Genomic DNA, 20619 nt, shown 5'->3' with positions numbered 1-20619 from the left:
TTCGCTCAGCGGTCCGGCTGGTCCGCCGCGCCGCTCGGCCGGGGCTGCTCGCGAGCGGCCGCGCCGCCCTTGTTGAGCCCCAGCACGCTCACCACCGGGCCCAGCGCGACCTGCCCGAGCCCGCAGATGGAGGTCTTGCGCATGGCCTCCTCCAGCCGCAGGACGTGCGCCCGCTGGTCGTCGTCGAGCTCGGCGCCCGCCTCGACGGCACCGCGCAGGATGGTGTGGGCCTTGGTCGAGCCCACCCGGCAGGGCACGCACTTGCCGCACGACTCGTCGCGGAAGAACCGCAGCACGTTGGTCGAGGCGGCGAGCAGGTCGGTGCCCTCGGCGAGCACGACCACCGCGCCCGAGCCGAGCATCGTGCCGTTCTCCGCCGCGGCGCCGAAGTCGAGCGGCATGTCCAGCTTGTCCGGCCCGATGAAGTTCGACGACGCCCCACCGGGCTGCACCGCGCCGACCTCCCGGCCGCCGCTGACGCCGCCGGCCAGCGCGATCAGCTCGCGCACGGTGGTGCCCATCGGCACGCAGTAGACGTCGGGGCGCTCGACGTGCCCGGAGACGGCGAAGAACTTCCAGCCCACCGAGTCGCCCGCGCCCTGCTCGGCCCACCACTGCGCACCGCGCTGCAGGATGACCGGCACGTCGGCGAAGGTCTCCACCGAGTTCATCAGCGTGGGGCGGCCGTGCAGGCCGTAGTTGCCCGGGAAGGGCGGCTTGTTGCGCGGCTCGCCGCGGTGGCCCTCCATGCACTCCAGCAGCGCGGTCTCCTCGCCGAGGATGTAGCCGCCGGGGGAGACGAACACCTCGACGTCCAGGCGCCGGCCGCTGCCGCAGGCGTCCGGCCCGGTGACGCCGGCCTCGCGCAGCGCGTCCAGCTCGGCGCGCAGCACGTGCTCCTCGGGGCCGTACTCGTGGCGGATGAACACCCAGCCCTGCTCGGCGCCGACCACCGCCATCCCGAGCAGCAGGCCCTCCAGCACCAGGTGCGGTTGGGTGGCCAGGATCTGGCGGTCCTTGAACGTGCCCGGCTCGGACTCGTCGGCGTTGCAGATGGCGTACTTGGTCCCATCGACACTGTCGCCGGGCCGGGTGTCGCGGACCAGCCCCCACTTCTGCCCGGTCGGGAAGCCCGCGCCGCCCATCCCGCGCAGCCCGGAGTCCTTCAGCACCTGCACGACCGTGTCCGGGTCGAGCTCGCCGGCCAGCAGCGCGCGCAGCGTGGTGTACCGCTGGGCCACTCCGGACCCGGCCGGGTACGGGTCGTTGGGCCAGGGCTCGGTGCGCTCCTTCGCGGGCGCCGCGCCGACGTCGCCGGCCCGCGCGTCGGCGACCAGCGCGTCGGTGTCCTCGACCGCCGCCGGGCGTTCGTTGACCGCCACCGCCGGCGCCGTGTCGCAGCGGCCCAGGCAGGACACCTCGACCAGCTCGACGTCGGCGTCCGCGCCGTAGCGCGCCCGCAGCTCGGCGATCCGGGCCTCCCCGTCGCGCAGGAAGCACGGCAGGTCGTGGCAGACGTGCAGCGCCACCTTGGGCGGCGCCGCGGTGCGGAAGTGCGGGTAGAACGAGATCAGGCCCTCGATCTCGTAGAGCGGGCGGACCGCCTCGCGGGCGAGCTCTTCGAGCTCCTCGCGGGGCAGCCAGCCCAGCCGGGCCTGGATCGCGTTGAGCGCCGGGATCAGCGAGGGCCCGGGGAACTTCCCGGCCCGCGCCTCCACGCCCGGCACCCGCCGCGCCCGGACCTCGGCGGCCCGATCGGTCACCGCACCGGCTCGCGCGCTCGCGAGCTCGTCCGCAGCCGTCACGCCCGTACCCCCAACGGCTCGACCTGGATGGCGCAGAACTTGAACTCCGGGATCTTGCCGTACGGGTCGATCTCGTCGATCGTCAGCAGGTTGGCCGCGGCCTCCCGGAAGTGGAACGGGATGAAGCAGTTGCCCAGCTGCTCGCGGTGGGAGATGCGCACCTGCAGCTCGATCGCCCCCCGCCGCGAGCGCGCCCGCACCATCTCCCCGTGCGCCAGGCCGCGGTCGGCGGCGTCCTTGGGGTGCATGTAGACCTCGGCGACCGGGGAGATCGCGTCGAGGGCGAACGAGCGCCGCGTCATCGAGCCGGTGTGCCAGTGCTCCAGCAGCCGCCCGGTGTTGAGCACGAGCGGGTACTCGGCGTCGGGCAGCTCCTTGGGCGGCAGCCACTGCGCCGGCACCAGGTGGGCGAGCCCGTCGTCGGTGTTGAACTTCTCGTCGAACATGACGATCGTGCCGTCGCTGTGCTCGGGGTCGTCGTTCGGGTAGAGCTTCCCGGACAGCCCCAGGTTGTCGTAGCGCAGGTTCCGGTAGGACGGCATCAGCGCGACCATCTCGTCGAAGACCTCGCCGGGCGCGCCGTAGTCCCAGTCCAGGCCGACCCGGCGGGCGATGTCCTGGACGATCTGCCAGTCGGGGCGGGCCTGCCCGGGCGCGTCCATCACCTTGCGCCCGAGCTGCACCCGCCGGTCGGTGTTGGTGTAGGTGCCGTCCTTCTCCAGGTAGGAGGTGGCCGGCAGGATCACGTCGGCGAACTCGGCGGTCTCGGTCAGGAAGATGTCCTGCACCACCAGGAAGTCGAGCGAGGACAGCGCCTTGCGCACCTTGTTGATGTTCGGGTCGGACAGGAACGGGTTCTCGCCGAGCATGTACATCCCGCGCACGCCGTCGGGCTTGAGCACCGAACCGATGATCTCGGTGACGGTGAGCCCGCGGTTCGGGTTGAGCGGGGTGCCCCACGCCTGCTCGAACCGGCGCTGCGTGGCGTCGCGGTCGACGCCCTGGTAGTCGGGGTAGAACATCGGGATCAGCCCGGCGTCCGAGGCGCCCTGCACGTTGTTCTGCCCGCGCAGCGGGTGCAGCCCGGTGCCCGGGCGCCCGACGTTGCCGGTGATCGAGCACAGCGCGATCAGGCAGCGGGCGTTGTCGGTGCCGGTGGTGTGCTGGGAGATCCCCATCCCCCAGTAGACGACCGCCGACCCGGCCTCGCCCCAGGTGCGGGCGACCTCGCGGATGGTGTCGGCGTCGACCCCGGTGATCTGCGCGGCGCGCTCGGGCGGGTAGTCGGCGACCGTGCGGGCCAGCTCGTCGTAGTTCGACGTGCGGTTCGCGATGAAGTCGCGGTCGATCAGCCCCAGCCGGATGACCTCGTGCATGACCGAGTTGTAGAACGCCACGTCCGTGCCCGGCTTGAGCTGCACGAAGATGTCGGCGTGCTCGGCGACCGTGGACGCCCGCGGGTCGACGTAGATCACCTTGGTGCCGCGGCGGCGGGCCTGCTTGAAGAACGAGCTGGCCACCGGGTGGTTCGCGGTCGGGTTGGAGCCGGTGATGATCACGCAGTCGGCGTTGGCGACGTCGCCGTAGGTGGTCGACACCGCCCCCGAGCCCACGCCCTCGAACAGCGCCGCCACCGACGAGGCGTGGCAGAGCCGGGTGCAGTGGTCGACGTTGTTGGTGCCGAAGCCGGTGCGGATGAGCTTCTGGAAGAGGTAGGCCTCCTCGTTGGAGCACTTCGCCGAGCCGAACCCGGCGATCGCCTCCGACCCGCGCAGTGCGTGGATCTCGCCCAGCCTGCTGGCCACGAGGTCGAGGGCCTCGTCCCAGGTGGCCTCCCGGAAGTGCGGCATGACCTCGTCGTAGTCGACCAGGCCGCCGGGCTTGCGCTTGCCGCCGCGCTTGTCGCCGGGCTTGCGGCCGCCGCCGCTGCGCTCACCGCCGTTCACCCGGCCCCGGTCGTTGCGGGTGCCGCCGTGGCCGTCGCCGCGGACGTCCGCCGAGAGCGGGCCCTTCGGGTACGCCGAGTCCACCCGGATCAGCGGCACGGTCAGGCGCTGCGGGGACGCGGAGTAGTCCCAGCCGTAGCGGCCCTTCACGCACAGCCTGCTCTGCGAGCCGGGCTGGTCGCGGCCCTCGGCGAAGGAGATCGCGCCGCGCTCGCGGTCGACGTAGTAGGTCAGCGCGCAGCCGACCCCGCAGTACGGGCAGACGCTGTCGACGGCGTCGAGCTCCTCGCGCGGGCGGATCGGGATGCCGCGGATGGGCTTGTTGGTCAGCGCCCCGGTCGGGCAGGCCTGCACGCACTCGCCGCAGGTGACGCAGGAGCTGGACCCCATCGGGTCGTTCAGGTCGAACGCGATGCGGGTGGCGTAGCCCTTGCCGGAGCGGCCGATGACGTCGTTGCCCTGGATGTCGTCGCAGGCGCGCACGCAGCGGTCGCACAGGATGCAGGCGTCGTGGTTGACGTCGATGACGGGGTTCGACGAGTCGGTGCCGCGCCCGGAGCCGCAGGGCAGCTCGGTGGTCTCCCTGGCCACGCCGAAGCCGTCGGCCAGGTCGAGCAGCAGGTTGTCGCGCGTGGTGGTGTCCTTGGGGTCCTCGGCGCGCGGCGGCTGATCGGAGACCAGCAGTTCGGTCAGGGTGGCGCGGCTGCGCTCCAGCTCCGGCGTGGAGGTCTGCACCTGCATGCCGTCCTCGCAGGGGCGCACGCAGGCGGCGGCGAAGACCCGGCCGCCGGTGTCGACGACGCACATCCGGCACACGCCGACCGGGTCGTAGCGCTCGTCGTGGCACAGCACCGGGATGTCGACGCCGACCTGCCTGGCGGCGTCGTAGATGGTGGTGCCGTCGGGCACCGTCACCTCCCGGCCGTCGATCCGGGCGGTGACCGTGCGCACAGTCGTGCGCGGCTCTTGCACCGCTGTCATAGCGACCCCCAACCGGTAGTGCATACCGCATACAATCTAGCCGATCACGTCCCGTGCGGCGAATTCTCGGTCGTGTGACCCTCCAGCAGCAATGCGCCTTCCGCCTCCCGGGAGGCTCGTCCCCGCTCGTCGAGGCCGCGCTGGGCGTAGTAGCCGGCCACCATCGCCCCCAACCGGTCGGCGGTGAGCGCGGCGACCCGGCCGGACCCGAGCCGCAGCGGGGTCTCCAACATCCGCCGGGGCAGCGTGTCGTCCGCCGCCGTGGCCCCCTCGCGCTGGTTGAACACCCGCTTGGCCAGCACGATCCGGCGCGCCGTCGCGCGCAGCTCGTCGGCGTCGACGTCCCAGCCGGTGACCGGGCGCAGCAGCGCGGCCCACTCGGTGAACGGGTCGTCGAAGACCCCGCGCAGGAACTTGCACAGGATCATCGAGTCCATCACCGCGGCCCGGTCCTCCGTGCCGATGGCCGCCACGACCTGCGCGGCCCCGCCGTTGAGCCGGTCGTGCTCGCCGGACAGGTCGGCCTCGTAGGCGCCGGAGCGGTTGTGGTCGGCGCCGCGCGCGTTCACCGCAAGGCCCAGCGCCATCGCCTGCAGGGTGCGCGGCTCGTACCCGGGCAGCTCCATGCCCTTGACCTGGGGCGCGAAGTCGATCGAGCCGCCGCCGACGACCTCGGCGGCCCGGCGCGACCCCTGGGCCAGCAGCTCGCCCAGTCCCGGCTCGCGCGACCCGATCATGTCCAGCGCCCGCAGCAGGGCGGGGCCGTCGCCGAAGCGCAGCCACGGCGCGTCGATCAGCCCGCGCTCGGCGCACTCCATCGCCCAGGCGACGGTGCCGCCCGCCGAGATCGTGTCCAGGCCCAGCTCGTCGCAGCGGGCGCTGGCCGCGAACACGTCGTCCGGGTCGGACACCCCGCACAGCGGGCCGAGCGCGAAGACGTTCTCGTACTCCATGCGCTGGCTGCCGCCGCCCTTGCGGGAGTAGATGTGCTCGCAGCCGATCGAGCAGGACGCGCACGAGTTGCGGGCCACACCGCGCAGCTCGTGCAGCTCCTCGGCGGCCAGCCGGGGCGCCCCCTCGAAGGTGACCTCGGTGAAGTTGCGGGTGGGCAGCGTGGACACGGCGTTGAAGGCCAGCAGGTTGGCCAGCGTGCCCAGCTCGCGGTACTTCGCGGTGGCCGGGCCGAAGCTGCGCGCCCGCAGGTCCTTCGCCGCGGCCAGCACGGCCGCCTGGTCGGCGACGTCCACGCGGGTGGCCGATCGGACCAGCACGGCCTTGATGTTCTTGGCCCCCAGCACCGCGCCCAGCCCGCCGCGCCCGGCGTGGCGGCCGTCGTGGCTGATCGTGGCGTAGCGGACCCCCCGCTCGCCGGCCGGCCCGATCGCGGCGGTCTGCCAGCCGCGCCCGAAGCGCTCCCGGACGGCGTCCTCGGTCCGCGCCGCGGGCAGCCCGGTCAGCTCCGGTGCCGGTTCCAGCCGCGCGCCGTCGCCGTCGACGAGCAGCACCGACAGCTCCGCCGCCCGCCCCCGCACGACGATGGCGTCGTTGCCGGTCAGCTTGCCGGCGATGGCGAACCGGCTGGACGCCAGGGCGTCGGTGAGCAGCCCGGTCAGCGGCGACTTGGCCACCACGGCGAACTTCGCGCTGGTCGTCAGCGGGGTGCCGACCAGCGGGGAGAACACGAACGCCAGCGGCGCGTCCGCGCCCAGCGGATCGGCGCCCGCCCGGCCCAGCCGGTGCAGCAGCCAGGTGCCCAGGCCGACCCCGCCCAGGTACGCGCGCAGGACGGCGTCGTCGAGGGGGAGCGGCGCGCTCGTCGCCCCGCTGTCCGCGACATCGACGACGAGGGCACGCCCGAAGTATCCACCGGCTGGCACGGCCCCGAGAGTAGGCGCGCTCAGCCGCCTGCGTCGGCCGACAGGAAGGCGACCGCGTCGCCGGGCACGAGCGGGAGGCTGGGGTCGCGGGTCATCTGGTCGCCGTTGACCGCCGCGACGACGTGCCGGTCGAGGGCTATCCCGACCGCCGCGGCCACGGCGCCCAGCGAAGCCGCCCGGACGGTGCGCGGCCCGCGCTGCCCCCCGCTCGCGAGCGCGCCGAACCGCTCGACCACCACGTCGGGCTCCGGACGGGCGAGGGCGGCCGCGTAGTCGTCGGGCTCGTTGACGTTGACCAGCGAGTCCAGGTCCGGGTCGAGCCGCGCCAGGTCGGGGTCGGCCAGCAGCGCGGCGTCGTCGAGCTGGACGACCTCGCAGTGCCGGAACAGCATCCCCGGTCGCAGGTCGCCCTCGCCCAGCAGCTTCTCCACCAGCGCGGCCAGCGACGTCCGGTAGCCGGCGGCCAGCGGCTGCCGGTAGCCGCGCGCCACCGGCAGCACGACGTCCACCCCCGGATCGGCGAACCCGCGCAGCACCCGCCGCACCAGCGCGGGGTGCAGGAACGGCAGGTCGGTCGAGCAGACGAACGCGGCGGGCGCGCGCTCGCCGAGCGCGGCCAAGCCCGTCGCCAACCCGCGCATCGGGCCCTGACCCTCCACCGGATCGGCCACGACCTCGACGCCGGGGGGCAGCTCGGGCAGGTCCTGCCCGGGTGCCGCGACCACCAGCACGGGGCCGTCGACGGTGCGGCTGAGCAGGGCGGTGGTGCGGCGCAGCAGCGTGGACCCGTGCCACTCCAGGGCGGCCTTGGGACGTCCCATCCGGGAGGAGCGGCCACCGGCGAGGACGATGCCGGCGGCTTCTGCGAGGGCGACCACGGACCGATGCTAGTGGCCCCGGTCGGAGGTTCGCCCGGGTCTCGGCGGCCCGGCTCCACGCTGGACGCACGGGCGGACAACCCGAGTACGACCAGGTACGAGGGCTGCCCGCCGGCACGCCCAGCGAGAAGCCGGACCCCCCGATACCCCGGACGAACCTCCGACCGCGACCACCAGTGAGCGCGCCCGACGACGCCGTCCGACGTGCGCCGCGCCACGTCCTCGGCCGGGTTCGGCGCCCGCCCCCTAGGTTCGGACCTCCACCGGACCACCACAGGGACGAAGGAGTCGGGGATGCGTCGAGCCGTCCACCTGGTCGTGGCGCTGCTGGCCGCGGTCCTGCTCGCCGGCTGCGGCGCCGCGCCCGCGGCCGGCCCGGCGGAGCGGTCGCTGATCCTGGCCACCACCACGAGCACGCAGGACTCCGGCCTGCTCGACGAGCTGCTGCCCGAGTTCACCCGGGCCACGGGCTGGCAGGTCACGGCACTCGCGGTGGGCAGCGGGCAGGCGCTGGAGCTGGGCCGCCGCGGCGAGGCCGACGTGCTGCTGGTGCACTCCCCGGCCGCCGAGGAGGCGTTCGTCGCCGAGGGGACCGCCGGGGCCCGGCGGCTGGTCATGCACAACGACTTCGTGCTCCTCGGGCCCGACGCCGACCCGGCGGGCGCCCGGGGCCTGGGCGGCGTCGAGGCGATGGCGCGGATCGCCGCCGCGCAGGCGGTGTTCGTCTCGCGGGGCGACGACTCCGGCACCCACGCCCGGGAGAAGGACCTCTGGACGAAGGCCGGCGTCGCCCCCGGCGGGTCCTGGTACCAGTCCACCGGGCAGGGCATGGGCGCCACCCTGCGGATCGCCGGGGAGAAGGACGGCTACACGCTCTCGGACCGGGCCACCTACCTCGCCCAGCGCGAGGCGCTGCCGCTGACGGTGCTCAGCGAGGGCGACCGCGGGCTGCTGAACATCTACCACGTGATCGAGATGACCCGGCGCGCCGGCGACCGGGTCCAGCCCGAGGGCGCGACGGCCTTCGCCGAGTGGATCGTCTCCCCACCGGCCCAGGAGCTCATCGCCCGGTTCGGGGAGGCGCGGTTCGGCCGGCCCCTGTTCGTCCCCGACGCCGGCAAGTCCGAGGCCGCGCTGGGCGGCTGAACCGTGGATGTGCTGCTCGACGGGCTGGCCGAGGCGCTCCGCCTGCTGGCCACCGGCGACGAGGACACCTGGGCGATCACCGCGCTCACCCTGCGGGTGTCGCTGACCGCGACGGCCGTGGCCCTGCTGCTCGGCCTGCCCCTGGGCGTCGGGGTCGCGCTGGGCCGGTTCCCCGGCCGCCGCGTCCTGCTGGCCGGGGCCAACACCGGGATGGGCCTGCCCCCGGTCGTCGTGGGCCTGTTCGTCACGGTCCTGCTCTGGCGCAGCGGCCCGCTCGGTGGGCTGGACCTGCTCTACACGCCCACCGCGATGATCGTCGCGCAGGCCGCCATCGCCACCCCGATCGTCGTCGCGCTGGTCGCGGTGGCGGTCCAGCAGGTCGACCCGGAGTTCCGGATCCAGATGCAGGGCCTGGGCGCCGGCCGGCTGCGGTCGCTGCTCGCGCTGCTCAGCGAGGCGCGGCTGCCGCTGCTGGCCGCGACCATGGCCGCGTTCGGCGCGGTGGTCAGCGAGGTGGGGGCCGCGCAGATGGTGGGCGGCAACCTCGTGGGCCAGACCCGCGTCCTCACCACCGCGGCCGTGCTGGCCACCAGCCGCGGCCAGTTCGCCCTGGCCATCGCGTTCGGCCTGATCCTGCTGGGCATCGCCTTCGCGGTGAACCTCACCCTGACCCTGGTCCAGCAGCGCCGGACCGCCGACCGGTGACCCCCGGGCTCAGCTGCCGCGACCTGAGCGTGCACGCCGACGGGCGCGAGCTCGTGCAGGCCGCGACCCTGCACGTGCCCGCCGGGCGCACCCTCGCCGTGCTCGGGCCCAACGGCGCCGGGAAGTCCACGCTGCTGCGCGCACTCGGCCTGCTCGGGCGCCACCGCACGACCGGGGAGGTCCTGCTCGACGGTCGCCCGGTCACGCCGACGCAGATGCGCGCGGCGGTCGGGGCCGTCCTGCAGCGCCCGATCCTGCGCCGCGGCACCGTCGTCGCCAACGTCGCCAGCGGGCTGCGCTTCCGCGGCGTCGGCCGCCGCGAGGCCGACGACCGCGCCCGGCCCTGGCTCGACGCGCTGGGCATCGCCCACCTCGCCGCCCGCGACGCCCGCACCCTGTCCGGCGGCGAAGCGCAGCGGGTCAGCATCGCCCGCGCCCTCGCCGTCGGCCCCCGGGTCCTGCTGCTCGACGAACCGTTCACCGGCCTGGACCCCACCACGCGCGCCGACCTGGTCGCCGACCTCCGCGCCGCCCTCGACCACCACGCCGCCGCGGCCGTCCTGGTCACCCACGACCGCCACGAAGCCCTCGCGCTGGCCCACGACACCGCCCTGCTGATCCGCGGGCGCGTCCGCCAGCACGGCCCCACGCGGTGCGTCCTGGACGACCCCCGCGACCCGGAGACCGCCCGCCTGCTCGGCTACACCAACCTGGTCCCGCCCGGGACCAGCGGTCGACCGCACACGCTCGCCGCCCGCCCCGAGCACTGCCGGCTCGTCCCCGGCGCCACCGACCCGGCCGACGTGCCCGAAGCCCTGCTCGTGGTGGCGGGGACGCTGCGCAGGGGCGTGCGGCTGGGGCGGACCACCCGCCTCGACGTCGACACCCCCGCCGGGCCGCTCACCTGCCTCGACCCCGACGAGCCGCCGGCGCCCATCCCGCCGACGAACAGCCCCGTCGTGGTGGCGGTCGGCCGGGCGCGGCCGCTGCGGGCGGACTGACCGGCGGTCAGTCGGCGGACGCGCTCGCGTGCCGCCACACGAGCCAGAGCAGGCCGGGCGTCACCGCGACGGCGATGGCACCGATCAGCGATCCGGCCAGCAACAACGGCACCCGGAGCAGCAGCGTGACGATGACCGTCACGATGGCCGGTGTGTCCGCGGGGGTCTTCGGGGGTTCCGGTGCTTGGCGTCGAGCATGATGTCCTCCGATCTCCCGCCGTGCCCGCTGGGCGTCGGCGGCCGCGCTTTCCCGTCGTTCCAGCGCGATGGTGGTCTTCCCCTTCTCGGGGTGGTGAGCGTGCTATCGCCGAATGCGGGAGCGTCATTCCCCGCCGTACGGCACCGCGCGGATCAGGGTCGCCCGCATCGGTCGACGGTCCGGGAGCGAGTAGCCGCACACGTCGCCTTCGCGGCGGCCGACCAGCGCGCGGCCCAGCGGGGAGTCGGGGGAGCAGGTCTCCACGTCCGGGTAGGCGCCCTGCCCGCGCTGCGCCAGCAGGAACGTCTCGGCGTGGCCGGAATCGTCGAGCCGGACCGTGACCGGCATTCCGGGCTCGGCGATCCCGTCGTCGGGCGGCTCGTGCCCCACGAGGGCGTCGAGCAGCATCTCCTGCAGCCTGCGGATGCGGGCCTTGCGCTTGGCGCCCGGGCCCAGCCACGTCTGACCTCGGCTCATCAGTCTCCTCCTCGCCGATCGGATCGACCCGAAATGGAATCGGTCTCGACTCCTCGGTGCCACCGTCGGCAAGCTCCGCCAAGAACGCGGTGCTGGATTTCCGGGCCTCGGCAATTACGGAGCCGCGACGTTGCGCGTCACGCGCAGGTCCACCAGCTCGAACAGCCGCATCCGGGCCGGCGCGGACGTCGCGCAGGTCAGCGGCCGGTCGACCACGACGTGCCGCTCCCGCAGCCGGACCGTGCAGGCCGGGTCGGTCAGCTCGACCCGCCACTCGCCGCTGCCGGGTCCCGGCGCCACCTCCACGACCCCCAGGGCGTCGACCCCCGTCGAACCGGTCGCCAGCCGGGCGTGGTGCTGGGCGGCCTGGGCGGCGGGGGCCAGCACCGACCGACCCCGCACCCACCGCGGATCCAGCCGGCTCGCCCGGTAGTCGGCGGTGATGTCCGCGACGGCGTCCGGCGGCATGGCGCCGAGCACGAAGGCGTGCGGGAACAGCACCACGGCCGGGGCGAACCGGCAGCCGCCGATGTGGCTGCTCTCCCAGGCCAGACCCGGTTCGGCCGCGGCGAGCGCGGCGGCGACGGGACGGCCGCGCACGGCGCAGCAGGTGTCGTGCCGACCGTGCGCGCAGACCACGTAGAGCGGGCCGTCGTGGGGTGCTCCGGCACCCGGCACGGCGTCGACCAGGTCGGTCTCGTCCTCGAAGGTGCCGGTGCGGATCGACTCGTGGCCGGGCCGGGAGTCGACGCGGAACCATCGGCGCGGGCCCGACCCGCTCGCCCGACCCGGCCTGCGCACCAGCAGCACCCGGCCCCGCTCGCCCACCTGCCACGCCGACAGGGCGCGCACGGCGTCGGCGGGCAGGCCGGACTGGGTCAGCGCCACCCGGCCCCACGGCCCCGGGTGCTCGACGAGCAGCCAGCGGTCCGCGGGGGGCGCGTTGCCCTCCAGCGGGTCGCCCGCGGCCGCGGCGAGCGCCGAACAGCCCGGCCGCGGGCCGCGGGGCGCCGTCACGGGCCGGTGGCTGCGACCAGCACGCCCTCCCGGAGCAGACGGCGCACCAGCACGAGCTGATCGGCCTGGTCCATGCCCGGCAGGCTACCCACGGTGTGCCTCCCGGGCCCGGTGACCGCGCGCAACGCGACCAGCGTGGAGGCGGGCAGGGCGAGCGTGCGGTCGGGCAGCTCCAGGACCGCCGATCCGCCGCGCTCGACCACCCGCATCGACAGCCCGGCCCGGGGCCGGACGACGTCGCCGGGCGAGAGCCCGTCGGCGAACGCGGCCGCGGCCAGCGGACCGACCGGCTCGGGTCGGCCCCCGGACCACACCCGCTCGCGGACCCGGGCGGCCACCGCATCGGCCGGGAGCGCGGCCAGCGCATCCACCAGCGCCTCGCGGACCGCCTCCAGGTGCGGGCCCAGCGCGGCGGGGTCGGCCACGTCGACCCCCAGCGGCAGCGACGCGCGCAGCCGCGGGTCGTCGGCCACCAGCGCGGTCAGCGCCTCGACCAGGGCGTACCGGGTCACCACGTGCACGCCGACGGTCAGGTGCGCCGACACCCCGCCCAGCGCGGTGGCCGAGTGCAGCCAGCCGCGCGGCAGGTAGAGGGCGTCGCCCGGTTCCAGGACGACGTCGAGAGCGGGCTCGTCGTCGGCGGCGCGGGCGGCGACCGCGGCGGCGTGGTCGTTCCACGGCTGGCTGCGCAGGGGGTCGGCGTGCACCGGGGCGTGCACCGTCCAGTGCTTGCGCCCGGCGACCTGCAGCACGAACACGTCGTGCACGTCGTAGTGCGCCGAGAAGCCCTTCGACGACGCGGGCGTGACGTAGGCGTTGGCCTGCACGGGGTGGCCCAGCTCGCCGCCCAGCTCCCGGGCGAAGTCCGCGACCGCCGGCCACGTGCGGTGCAGGGCCTGCAGCACCACCGTGGTCCCCTCGCCGAACATCGCGGCCACCCGGTCGTCGCGGACCTGGTCGGCGATCTCCGCGCCGACCCCGCCGGAGCCGGTGAAGCTGCGCGAGTCCACGACGGTCCCGTCGCGGGCCAGCCGGATGAACGGCGTGCGCAGGGCCCGCCGCGACAGCAGCTCGTCGACCGCGTCCAGGTCGAGCAGGTCGGCGAAGGCGTGCGGGTCGACCGCCCTGGCCAGCAGCGGTGCCCGTCCCCAGTGCCGCTCGGCGAAGGTGGCGGCGTCCAGCCCGGTGGCCCGGGCCAGTGCCGGAACGGCCGACGCCGGGCGGCCCGCGGCGGGCCGCCCGGCGGCGCCGACCGTGGAGATCAGCTCAGCTGGCACCGCTGTCGGCCCCACCGTCGGCGCCGCCGTCGCTCACCCCCGGCGTGCCACCCCCGGCACCGGAGTCCGCGGGCCCCTCGGCCCCGCTGTCGGCGCCGCCGTCGGCGCCACCGTCACTCACGCCGGGCGTGCCGTCGCCCGCGCCGGAGTCGGCGGGTCCTTCCTGAGCGTCCCCTGCGCTGGTGGTCATGTCGTCGTCGTCCAGAGCCACGGCGAACCTCCTGGTGATCGTGGGGCGTGCTGTCGGACCAGTAGTACCCCAAGATCGCCGGGTCATGCCGGGGACCGACCGGGTCCTCCACCCGGACCCGGTCGATCGGGGAGGCCGGGGCGGGGTCGGCGTCGCCGGGTCCGCCGCGCTCACCGGGTGACCCGCGCGAGCTCGTCGAGGAACCGCTCGGTGGCCGCGACGATCCCGCGCTGCGCCTCGGTCCGGCTCGTGGCCGGGGCCCCGTCGCCGGGCTGGGGCCCGTAGTCGCCGAAGAACGCGTGCACCGCGCCTGGCACCACCGTGAACTCGCTGCCGGGCGGGAGCTGGGCCCTCGAGGCCTCGACCCGGGCCTGGTCGATCACGGTGTCGCGGTCCCCGGAGATCGAGGCCGCGGTGAGCGCGGTGGGGGAGAGGTCGCGGTTGGGGTAGGAGGCCCAGAAGAAGACGCCCCGCACGCGCCCGTCGCCCGCGGCGGCCTGGGTGGCGGCGGCGACACCGCCGAGCGAGTGCCCGCCGACCGCCCAGCGGGTGACCTCGGGATGGTCGTCGAGCGCCGCGTCCGCGGTGGAGAGCAGGGCCACGCCGAACGGCGGCTTGACGACCACGACGAGGTGGCCGCGCTCGGCGAGCGGGCGCAGCACGGGCAGGTAGGCGCGCGGGTCGACCAGTGCGCCCGGGAAGAACACGATCCCCACGTCGGTCTGCCCGCCGCGCGGTCGCAGCTCCCAGGTCGTCGGGTCGTCGACGACCTCGACCGTCGGTGTGGAGGCGGTGGCGGCGACCGCCGCGGGCTCGGCGGCGAACGGGCGCAGCCACGCCGTGTAGCAGAGGACCACGACCAGCAGGACGGCGCCGGCGACCCGTCCCGCGATCGCCCACCGCCCGTCGCGTCGGGGACGCCCGATGCGGGCCGGCAGGACCACGCCCAGCAGGGCGAGCGCCACGAGCAGCAGCGGGTAGGCCGGGTGCCCGGCGGCCAGCGCGGACCAGCGGCTCACCGCCACCCACGCCACCACCAGCAGGCAGGCCGCGCCCAGGCCCGCCCGCACCAGCGCGGCCCATCGCATCCGGGACGCCGCACCGCTCACCCCGCCATTCTGCCGCCGGCGGCAGAATGGCGGGGCGGCGCCTTGACCTCGAGTCCGGTTCAGGTCCCATCCTGGGGCGGCTCGACCGGAAGGAGCGATGACGGTGACCGGCCCGAGCTACGGCAGGGACGACCTCGTGCGCCAGCCCATCGGCTACTGGAGCGGTGAGGCCTACCGGCGCGTGGCCGACGGCATCCGCGCCGGCCTGGCGGCGAACGGCCTCTCGCAACCCGGGTGGTGGATCCTCAACCGGCTCGCCGACGCCTCCCGCTCCTGGACGCCGGCCGGGCTGGTCGAGGAGCTCGCCCCCTACAGCGACCGCGAGGAGGGCCGCGACGTCGCCGACGAGCTGGAGCGGCTGCTCGCCGCGGGCCTGGCCGCCGTCGACGGCGACACGGTGGCGATCACCGCGGCCGGGACGGAACGGCTGCTGGCGGCCCGCGAGCGCAACGGCCGGACGCACCGCGCCATGCGGGAGGGCATCAGCGACGACGAGTACGCCACCACGATCGACGTGCTGCGCCGGATCGTCGGCAACCTCGGCGGGGACCCCCGCCTGCCCTGACGCCGGTCGCGGTGAGCGGGCGCGGCCGTGCCCGGCGCGGCGGGCCCGGATCGCGCCACCGCCGCGCTCGGGACGTCCGCTCCGGGCGCCGCCCGCTCAGCCGACGTGCCGCAGCTCCTCGGGCTCGAACGACTCGACCTCGCCGGCGTCGACCTCGGCGGTGTCCATGGTCCGGGCGACGGCGAGCGCGTCGAGCCTGCGTTTCACCAGCCCCCGCTGGTACTCGTCGTCGAAACCGGCGGCCGCGCGGGCCTCGGTCTCGGCCGCCCCGTAACCCCCGGCGAAGCCCGCGGTGAGCTCGGCCCATCGCCGCTCCACCCACGGCCAGAGCTCGGGGTTCTCGGCGATGATGCGCCGGCCGAGGTAGGTGCCGTAGGCGATGTGGCGGCGCTCGTCGCGCTGGGTGAGCTTGAGCCCCGCCTCCAGGCCGGGCAGCTTGCCCAGCCGCCGGAACGTCTCGTCCCAGTGGCGGTACCCGGAGATCGCCGCGACCCCCTCGACGAGCTGGTTGTAGACGATCGTCGCGTCCAGGATCGCCTGCGGGGACCGGTCGGTGTCGAGGCGGCGCATCACCTGGGTGAGGACGCCGTCGAAGATGCCGGCGCGGTCCCGCCCGAGCGCGCCCCGCTGCGCGCGGACGAGGTCGTCGAGCGAGGCGGGGTCCATGCCGACGGCGTCGAACCACCGCCGGAACATCTCGGTGTGCTTCGCCTCCTCCATCGCGAACATCGACAGGTACATCGTGTCCTCGAGGCGGCCCAGGTCGGACATGCAGCGCAGCAGGGGGACGATGTCCAGCGTCACGGCCTCCTCGCCGACCATGAACCCGCGCGCGGACAGCGCGACGAGCGTCCGCTGCCGCTCGGACATGGTCCGCCAGTCCAGCGCGTCCTGGGAGAAGTCGATGTCGGCGGGGTCCCAGAAGAGCTTCTTCGACTTCTCCCAGAGCCGCCACGGCACCGAGCCGTAGTCCAGACCGCGCGTCGACCGGTAGCGCCCGATCTCCGTCTCCTGGATCTTGCCCGTCGCCGGCTCGGTCATCGGTCTCCTCCTGGAGCCACGCCGCACGGCGACCCGACCGGCGGATCGGCCGGGGCCCATCCGCCGTCGGGCGGCTCGTCGGAGTCTCGTTCTAGAACGGCCTCCGTCATTGAACTGCGGCCGCAGCCCGACGGCAACCGGCTCCGGGGTCGGCCCCCGCTCGGTCAGCCCGCCATCGCGTGCTCACCGAGGAACCCGGTGACGATCTTCGTGAGGTCCTCCGGCCGCTCGATGTGCATGCCGTGGCTCGACCCGGGTCCGGTGACCAGCTCGTAGCGGGCACCGGGTATCGCGTCGGCCACCTTCCTGGCCTGCCACGGCGGGGTCAGCAGGTCCTGCTCGCCGACGACCACCAGGGTCGGCGCGGTGATCGCGCCCAGGCGGTCGATCGAGTCGTGGGCCAGGTCGGCGTCCCACTGCTCGACGGTGACCTGCATCTGCTCCTCGTTCTGCGGGAACGCCGGCAGCATCGGCGCCAGCATCTGCGCGAAGTCCGGGTGGTCGAGCAGCTGCGGGGAGAACGCGAGGCCGGCGCTGGCGAGCGCCGACTCCATGTCGCGGTGCACGTAGGGCAGGCGCAGGGCGGTGAGCACCGAGCGCTGGAACCCGTCGGCGCGGCCCCACGTCGCGTAGAGCAGGGCCGAGGCGACCTGGTCGGGGTGGGCGAGCGCGAGCTCCTGCACGATCGCCGAACCGAGCGACCAGCCCATCGCGTGCGCCTTGGGCACCTCCAGCGCCTCCAGCAGGGCGGAGGCGTCCTCGGCGAGCGAGGCGACCGAGATCGGGCCGGTGCCGCGGTCGCTGCCGCCCAGGCCGCGGTTGTCGTAGGCGATGACGCGGTGGGTCTGGGCGAGCCGGGACACCACCTCGCCCCAGAGCGGGACGGCGCCGGAGGTTCCCATGATCAGCAGCAGCGGCTCGCCGTCGCCGGTGATCTCGTAGTTGAGCGTGGTCCCGGTGCGGACGGGGATGCGGGGCATGGCGTGTCTCCTGGGGGCGGGGGATCAGCGGTACTGGAGGCCGTCGTCCAGGTCGGCCTCGGGCAGGGCGGCGCGCTCGTGGTCGTGCTCGTGCATGTGGGTCCACGGCTCCCGGTCGCCCTGGCGGAACATGCGGTCCTGGGAGCGCATGACGTAGCCGGCGTTGAAGTTCTCGGGGTCGCTCCAGGGCAGCAGGGGCATGTCCGCGTCCTGCGGGCGCAGCGTCGGGACGACGGTCCGCGCGCCCCGCTCGGCCATGTGCGCGAAGATCCGGTCGACGACGTCGTTGACCAGGTCGACGCGCAGCGTCCAGCTGTGCCGGAAGTAGCCGAAGGCGTAGGCCATGTTCGGCACGCCGCTGATCATCATGCCGCGCCAGGTGACCCGCTTCGTGAAGTCCACCGGTTCGCCGTCCACCGCGAACGGGATGCCGCCGAAGGCCAGCAGGTTGAAGCCGGTGGCGGTGACCACGACGTCGGCCTCGATCACCTCGCCCGAGGAGACCTGCACGCCCTTCTCGGTGAACTCGGTGATGGTGTCGGTGGCGATCGAGACCTTGCCCTCCCGCATCGCCTCGAAGAAGTCGCCGTCCGGCACGATCGCGATCCGCTGCTGCCACGGCCGGTAGCGCGGGGTGAAGTGCTTCTCGACGTCGGTGCCCTCGGGCAGCAGCGGCCGGATCGTCTCCATCAGGTACTCGTGCACCTGGTCCGGATCCTCCCGGCTGGTCGTGGCCAGCCAGTCGAACTGCTGGATGTACTGCCGGCGCAGGATCTCGTGGGTCCACTCGGCCGGCAGGTCCAGCGGTTCGAGCGTGGTGGCCAGCTCGTGGACCGTCGGCGAGGGGAACCAGTACGAGGGCGAGCGCTGCAGCATCGTCACGTGCGCGGCCGTGCGCGCGATCGCCGGGACCACGGTCGACGCCGTCGACCCGGAACCGATGACCAGCACCCGCTTGCCCGTGGTGTCGAGGTCGGCGGGCCACTTCTGCGGGTGCACGACGGTGCCCTCGAACCGGTCCAGGCCCGGCCACTCGGGGCGGTAGGGGGCCTCGTGGTTGTAGTAGCCGGTGCACATCCACAGGAAGTCGGCGGTCAGGCGCAGCCGCTCACCGGTGTCGGTGCGGGTGACCTCCACGGTCCACCGGTGCTCCGCCGACGACCACGACGCGGAGGCGACCTTGTGGTGGTAGCGGATGCGCCCGGCCAGGTCGTCCTCCTCGATGACCTCGTCGAGGTACTCCAGGATCGCGCTGCCTGCGGCGATCGACGGCCCGCGCCACGGCTTGTGCCGGTAGCCGTAGGTGAACAGGTCGCTGTCGGAGCGGGCCCCGGGGAACCGGTGCGTCCACCAGGTCCCGCCCGGGGCGTCCTGGGACTCCAGGATCGTGAAGCTGCGGTCGGGGAACTGCGTGCGCAGCCGGTGCGCGGCGCCGAGGCCGGACACCCCGGCGCCGACGATCAGCACGTCGACGTGGCCGTCCTCGGTGCTGCTGCGATCCTGCTCGGCCGTGGCGGCACGGGTCATGGCGGTCCTCTGATCGGCGGTGACGGGGGACATCGCGACGGTATGTCCGGGTGGTGCGGTCCCGGGTGTCCGAACTTCGGACACCCCACCCCCCTTGACGGCGGCGCATGATGGGAGGCGTCGCACGGGGAGGTGTGATGCATGGGTGACGCCCTCGCACGTCGGCGGCTCCTCACGTCCGCACGGGCCGAGCTCCTGGACCACCCCGACGTCGCGCTGCCGGGCATCCCGCGCCACGTGGCCGCCTCCTGGCGGCGCAGCCTCGCCCGCGGCGTCGACCCCGGCGTCATCGCCAACCGGTTCCACCCCGACCTGGACGTGGAGTCGCGGCTGGTCCGGTGCGCCCGCCCGGTGATCGAGCAGCTGGCCGACCAGGTGGCCGCCATCCCGGTGTGCGTCGTGCTCACCGACGACCGCGCCCGGCTGCTGGTCCGGGTGGACACCACGACGGCGATCGGGCGGATCGCCGACGGCAACAACTTCGCCGAGGGCTTCGGCTACGAGGAGGGCGCGGTCGGCACCAACGGGGTGGGCACCGTGCTGGAGCGCGGCGGGCCCGTGCACGTCGTCGGGGCCGAGCACTTCGTCGAGCAGCTGCAGGACTACGCGTGCGCCGGCGTCCCGGTGCGCGACCCGCTCACCGGCCGGATCGAGGGCGTGCTCGACGTCAGCTGCCGGGCCGAGCACTCGTCGCCGCTCCTGCTGTCGCTGGTCGGCTCGGCGGCCGGCCGGATCCAGGAGGCGCTGTTGCGCGACCGGGACGGCGAGCAGCAGGCGCTGTTCGACCTCTACACCCGGGTCGAGGCCCGCAGCAGCCGGGCCGTGCTGGCGGTCGGGCGGCGGACGGTGCTGACGAACACGGCCCTGCAGACGCTGCTCGACCCCGGCGACCTCGTCGCGGTGCAGGACCACGCGCGGTTCCTCATGCTGCGCGGGCCCGCCGTCGACGACCGGCTCGACCTGCCCTCCGGCACCCGGGTCCGGATGCGGGGCAGCACCGTCGAGGTCGGCGGCTCCGTCGCCGGGCTGGTCGCGGTGGTGACGGTGCTGCGGGAGGCCGTCGGGGTCGCCGTGCCCCGGACGCCGTCGCCGGCCGAGGCCATCGGCACCAGCTCGGCCTGGCGGGCGGCGTGGGCGGGGGCCGTGGAGGCGCTCTCCGCGGGCGCGCCGCTGCTGGTCGTCGGCGAGCCCGGTTCCGGGAGGCGGCGCCTGCTCGCCGACGTGGACCGCGCGCTGCCCGGTGGGGGGCGCGTCGTCGAGGTCGGGCCCGCGGACGCCGCCGGCGGCTTCGCCGAGGGGATCCCGCGCTCCGGGGCGCTGCCGCTGGTCGTGCTGCGCGACCTCGACCGGTGGGACACCGCCGTGGCCGCCGGGGTGATCGGCGCGCTGCGGGGGGCCGGGGCGCGACTCGCCGCGACCGTCTGCGAGCCGGCGCCCGGCGCCCTCGCCGGGCTGCTCACCGCGTTCGGGCACTCGGTGACGGTCCCGCCCCTGCGCAACCGTTCGGGCGACCTCGCCCGGCTGGTGACCGGCCTGCTGGCCGAGCTGGCGCCCGGGCGCGACGTGCGGCTGTCCGCGGCGGCGCTGCGGACGCTGGCCCGCTACGGGTGGCCGGGCAACGTGCGGGAGCTGCGCGGGGCGCTCGACGCGGCGCTGCGGCGCCGTCCGGTCGGGGTGGTCGACGCCGCCGACCTGCCCGAGTTCTGCCAGAGCGCGCCGCGGTCCACGCTGCGCCCGGTCGACCTGGTCGAGCGCGACGCGATCGTGCACGCGCTGCGCGAGTCCGGCAACAACCGGGTGGCCGCCGCGGCCGCGCTGGGGCTGGCCCGCTCGACCCTCTACCGCAAGATCGCCCAGTACGGCATCACCGGCTGAGCGCGGCGCGCCCGGCGCGCGGG

General features: G+C 74.9%; 18 protein-coding genes. 5 read left to right on the top strand and 13 right to left on the bottom strand.

The annotated features are described in order from the left end of the window. Nucleotides 1-5 precede the first annotated feature (5 nt). The 4 genes from KDL28_RS14815 to mobA are packed head-to-tail and all read right to left on the bottom strand — an operon-like array spanning nucleotide 6 to nucleotide 7487. Nucleotides 6-1805, bottom strand: a complete 1800-nt coding sequence (locus KDL28_RS14815) for an NAD(P)H-dependent oxidoreductase subunit E (RefSeq protein ID WP_252438897.1) — start codon at nucleotides 1803-1805, stop codon at nucleotides 6-8. Then, entirely contained in the window at nucleotides 1802-4732 is a 2931-nt protein-coding gene (gene fdhF, locus KDL28_RS14810) for a formate dehydrogenase subunit alpha (protein ID WP_252438895.1), read from the bottom strand. The genes KDL28_RS14815 and fdhF overlap by 4 nt, the downstream gene beginning before the upstream one ends. A gap of 44 nt (nucleotides 4733-4776) precedes the next feature. Next, on the bottom strand, nucleotides 4777-6609 hold the full coding sequence (locus KDL28_RS14805; protein WP_252438893.1) for an aldehyde ferredoxin oxidoreductase family protein: 1833 nt from the start codon (nucleotides 6607-6609) through the stop codon (nucleotides 4777-4779). A gap of 20 nt (nucleotides 6610-6629) precedes the next feature. After that, nucleotides 6630-7487, bottom strand: a complete 858-nt coding sequence (gene mobA / locus KDL28_RS14800; protein ID WP_252438891.1) for a molybdenum cofactor guanylyltransferase — start codon at nucleotides 7485-7487, stop codon at nucleotides 6630-6632. 294 nt (nucleotides 7488-7781) lie between these two features. Here mobA and KDL28_RS14795 point away from each other — a divergent pair, with 294 nt between their 5' ends. Genes KDL28_RS14795 through KDL28_RS14785 form a run of 3 tightly spaced genes read left to right on the top strand, consistent with a single transcriptional unit; the run spans nucleotide 7782 to nucleotide 10339 of the window. Beyond that, nucleotides 7782-8633 carry an ABC transporter substrate-binding protein gene (locus tag KDL28_RS14795; RefSeq protein WP_252438889.1) on the top strand — a complete coding sequence of 284 codons (852 nt, stop codon included), beginning with the start codon at nucleotides 7782-7784 and terminating at the stop codon, nucleotides 8631-8633. Nucleotides 8634-8636: 3 nt separating this feature from the next. After that, the gene (locus KDL28_RS14790) at nucleotides 8637-9338 is read left to right on the top strand and encodes an ABC transporter permease (RefSeq protein WP_252438887.1); all 702 of its coding nucleotides are present in this window, start codon (nucleotides 8637-8639) and stop codon (nucleotides 9336-9338) included. Then, nucleotides 9335-10339, top strand: coding sequence for an ABC transporter ATP-binding protein (locus KDL28_RS14785; RefSeq protein WP_252438885.1), 1005 nt, complete (start codon nucleotides 9335-9337; stop codon nucleotides 10337-10339). Before KDL28_RS14790 ends, KDL28_RS14785 begins: the two co-directional genes overlap by 4 nt. Nucleotides 10340-10346: 7 nt before the next feature. Here KDL28_RS14785 and KDL28_RS40435 read toward each other — a convergent pair whose 3' ends face one another. The 6 genes from KDL28_RS40435 to KDL28_RS14760 all read right to left on the bottom strand — a co-directional run bounded on the left by KDL28_RS40435 (nucleotide 10347) and on the right by KDL28_RS14760 (nucleotide 14608). After that, nucleotides 10347-10481, bottom strand: coding sequence for a hypothetical protein (locus tag KDL28_RS40435; protein ID WP_256501632.1), 135 nt, complete (start codon nucleotides 10479-10481; stop codon nucleotides 10347-10349). A gap of 180 nt (nucleotides 10482-10661) precedes the next feature. Continuing rightward, on the bottom strand, nucleotides 10662-11015 hold the full coding sequence (locus KDL28_RS14780) for a GreA/GreB family elongation factor (protein ID WP_252438883.1): 354 nt from the start codon (nucleotides 11013-11015) through the stop codon (nucleotides 10662-10664). Between the two features lie 114 nt (nucleotides 11016-11129). After that, nucleotides 11130-12032 carry a sucrase ferredoxin gene (locus KDL28_RS14775; protein WP_252438881.1) on the bottom strand — a complete coding sequence of 301 codons (903 nt, stop codon included), beginning with the start codon at nucleotides 12030-12032 and terminating at the stop codon, nucleotides 11130-11132. After that, complete coding sequence (locus KDL28_RS14770; protein ID WP_252438879.1) at nucleotides 12029-13309, bottom strand: cupin domain-containing protein; 1281 nt, start codon at nucleotides 13307-13309, stop codon at nucleotides 12029-12031. Before KDL28_RS14770 ends, KDL28_RS14775 begins: the two co-directional genes overlap by 4 nt. Continuing rightward, nucleotides 13299-13520 (bottom strand): hypothetical protein, encoded by a 222-nt coding sequence (locus KDL28_RS14765; protein WP_252438877.1) that lies wholly within the window; start codon nucleotides 13518-13520, stop codon nucleotides 13299-13301. Before KDL28_RS14765 ends, KDL28_RS14770 begins: the two co-directional genes overlap by 11 nt. A gap of 149 nt (nucleotides 13521-13669) precedes the next feature. Beyond that, nucleotides 13670-14608, bottom strand: a complete 939-nt coding sequence (locus KDL28_RS14760) for an alpha/beta hydrolase (RefSeq protein ID WP_252438875.1) — start codon at nucleotides 14606-14608, stop codon at nucleotides 13670-13672. A 103-nt stretch (nucleotides 14609-14711) separates the two neighbouring features. Between KDL28_RS14760 and KDL28_RS14755 the strand changes: the two genes are divergently transcribed. Next, the gene (locus tag KDL28_RS14755) at nucleotides 14712-15173 is read left to right on the top strand and encodes a winged helix DNA-binding protein (protein WP_252438873.1); all 462 of its coding nucleotides are present in this window, start codon (nucleotides 14712-14714) and stop codon (nucleotides 15171-15173) included. A gap of 96 nt (nucleotides 15174-15269) precedes the next feature. Here the strand turns inward: KDL28_RS14755 and KDL28_RS14750 are convergent, their stop codons facing one another. The 3 genes from KDL28_RS14750 to KDL28_RS14740 form a co-directional block, all read right to left on the bottom strand. Further along, on the bottom strand, nucleotides 15270-16214 hold the full coding sequence (locus KDL28_RS14750; protein ID WP_252438871.1) for a R2-like ligand-binding oxidase: 945 nt from the start codon (nucleotides 16212-16214) through the stop codon (nucleotides 15270-15272). Between the two features lie 164 nt (nucleotides 16215-16378). Further along, the gene (locus tag KDL28_RS14745; RefSeq protein WP_252438869.1) at nucleotides 16379-17194 is read right to left on the bottom strand and encodes an alpha/beta fold hydrolase; all 816 of its coding nucleotides are present in this window, start codon (nucleotides 17192-17194) and stop codon (nucleotides 16379-16381) included. A gap of 24 nt (nucleotides 17195-17218) precedes the next feature. Further along, nucleotides 17219-18721 (bottom strand): flavin-containing monooxygenase, encoded by a 1503-nt coding sequence (locus tag KDL28_RS14740; protein ID WP_252438867.1) that lies wholly within the window; start codon nucleotides 18719-18721, stop codon nucleotides 17219-17221. A gap of 141 nt (nucleotides 18722-18862) precedes the next feature. Between KDL28_RS14740 and KDL28_RS14735 the strand changes: the two genes are divergently transcribed. Next, a complete protein-coding gene (locus KDL28_RS14735; RefSeq protein ID WP_252438865.1) occupies nucleotides 18863-20596 on the top strand; it encodes a sigma-54-dependent Fis family transcriptional regulator in 1734 nt (577 codons plus the stop codon). Nucleotides 20597-20619: the final 23 nt, after the last annotated feature.

This window comes from Pseudonocardia humida, assembly GCF_023898865.1.
GTDB lineage: Bacteria > Actinomycetota > Actinomycetes > Mycobacteriales > Pseudonocardiaceae > Pseudonocardia > Pseudonocardia humida.
This window is presented reverse-complemented; position numbering and strand designations above follow the sequence as displayed.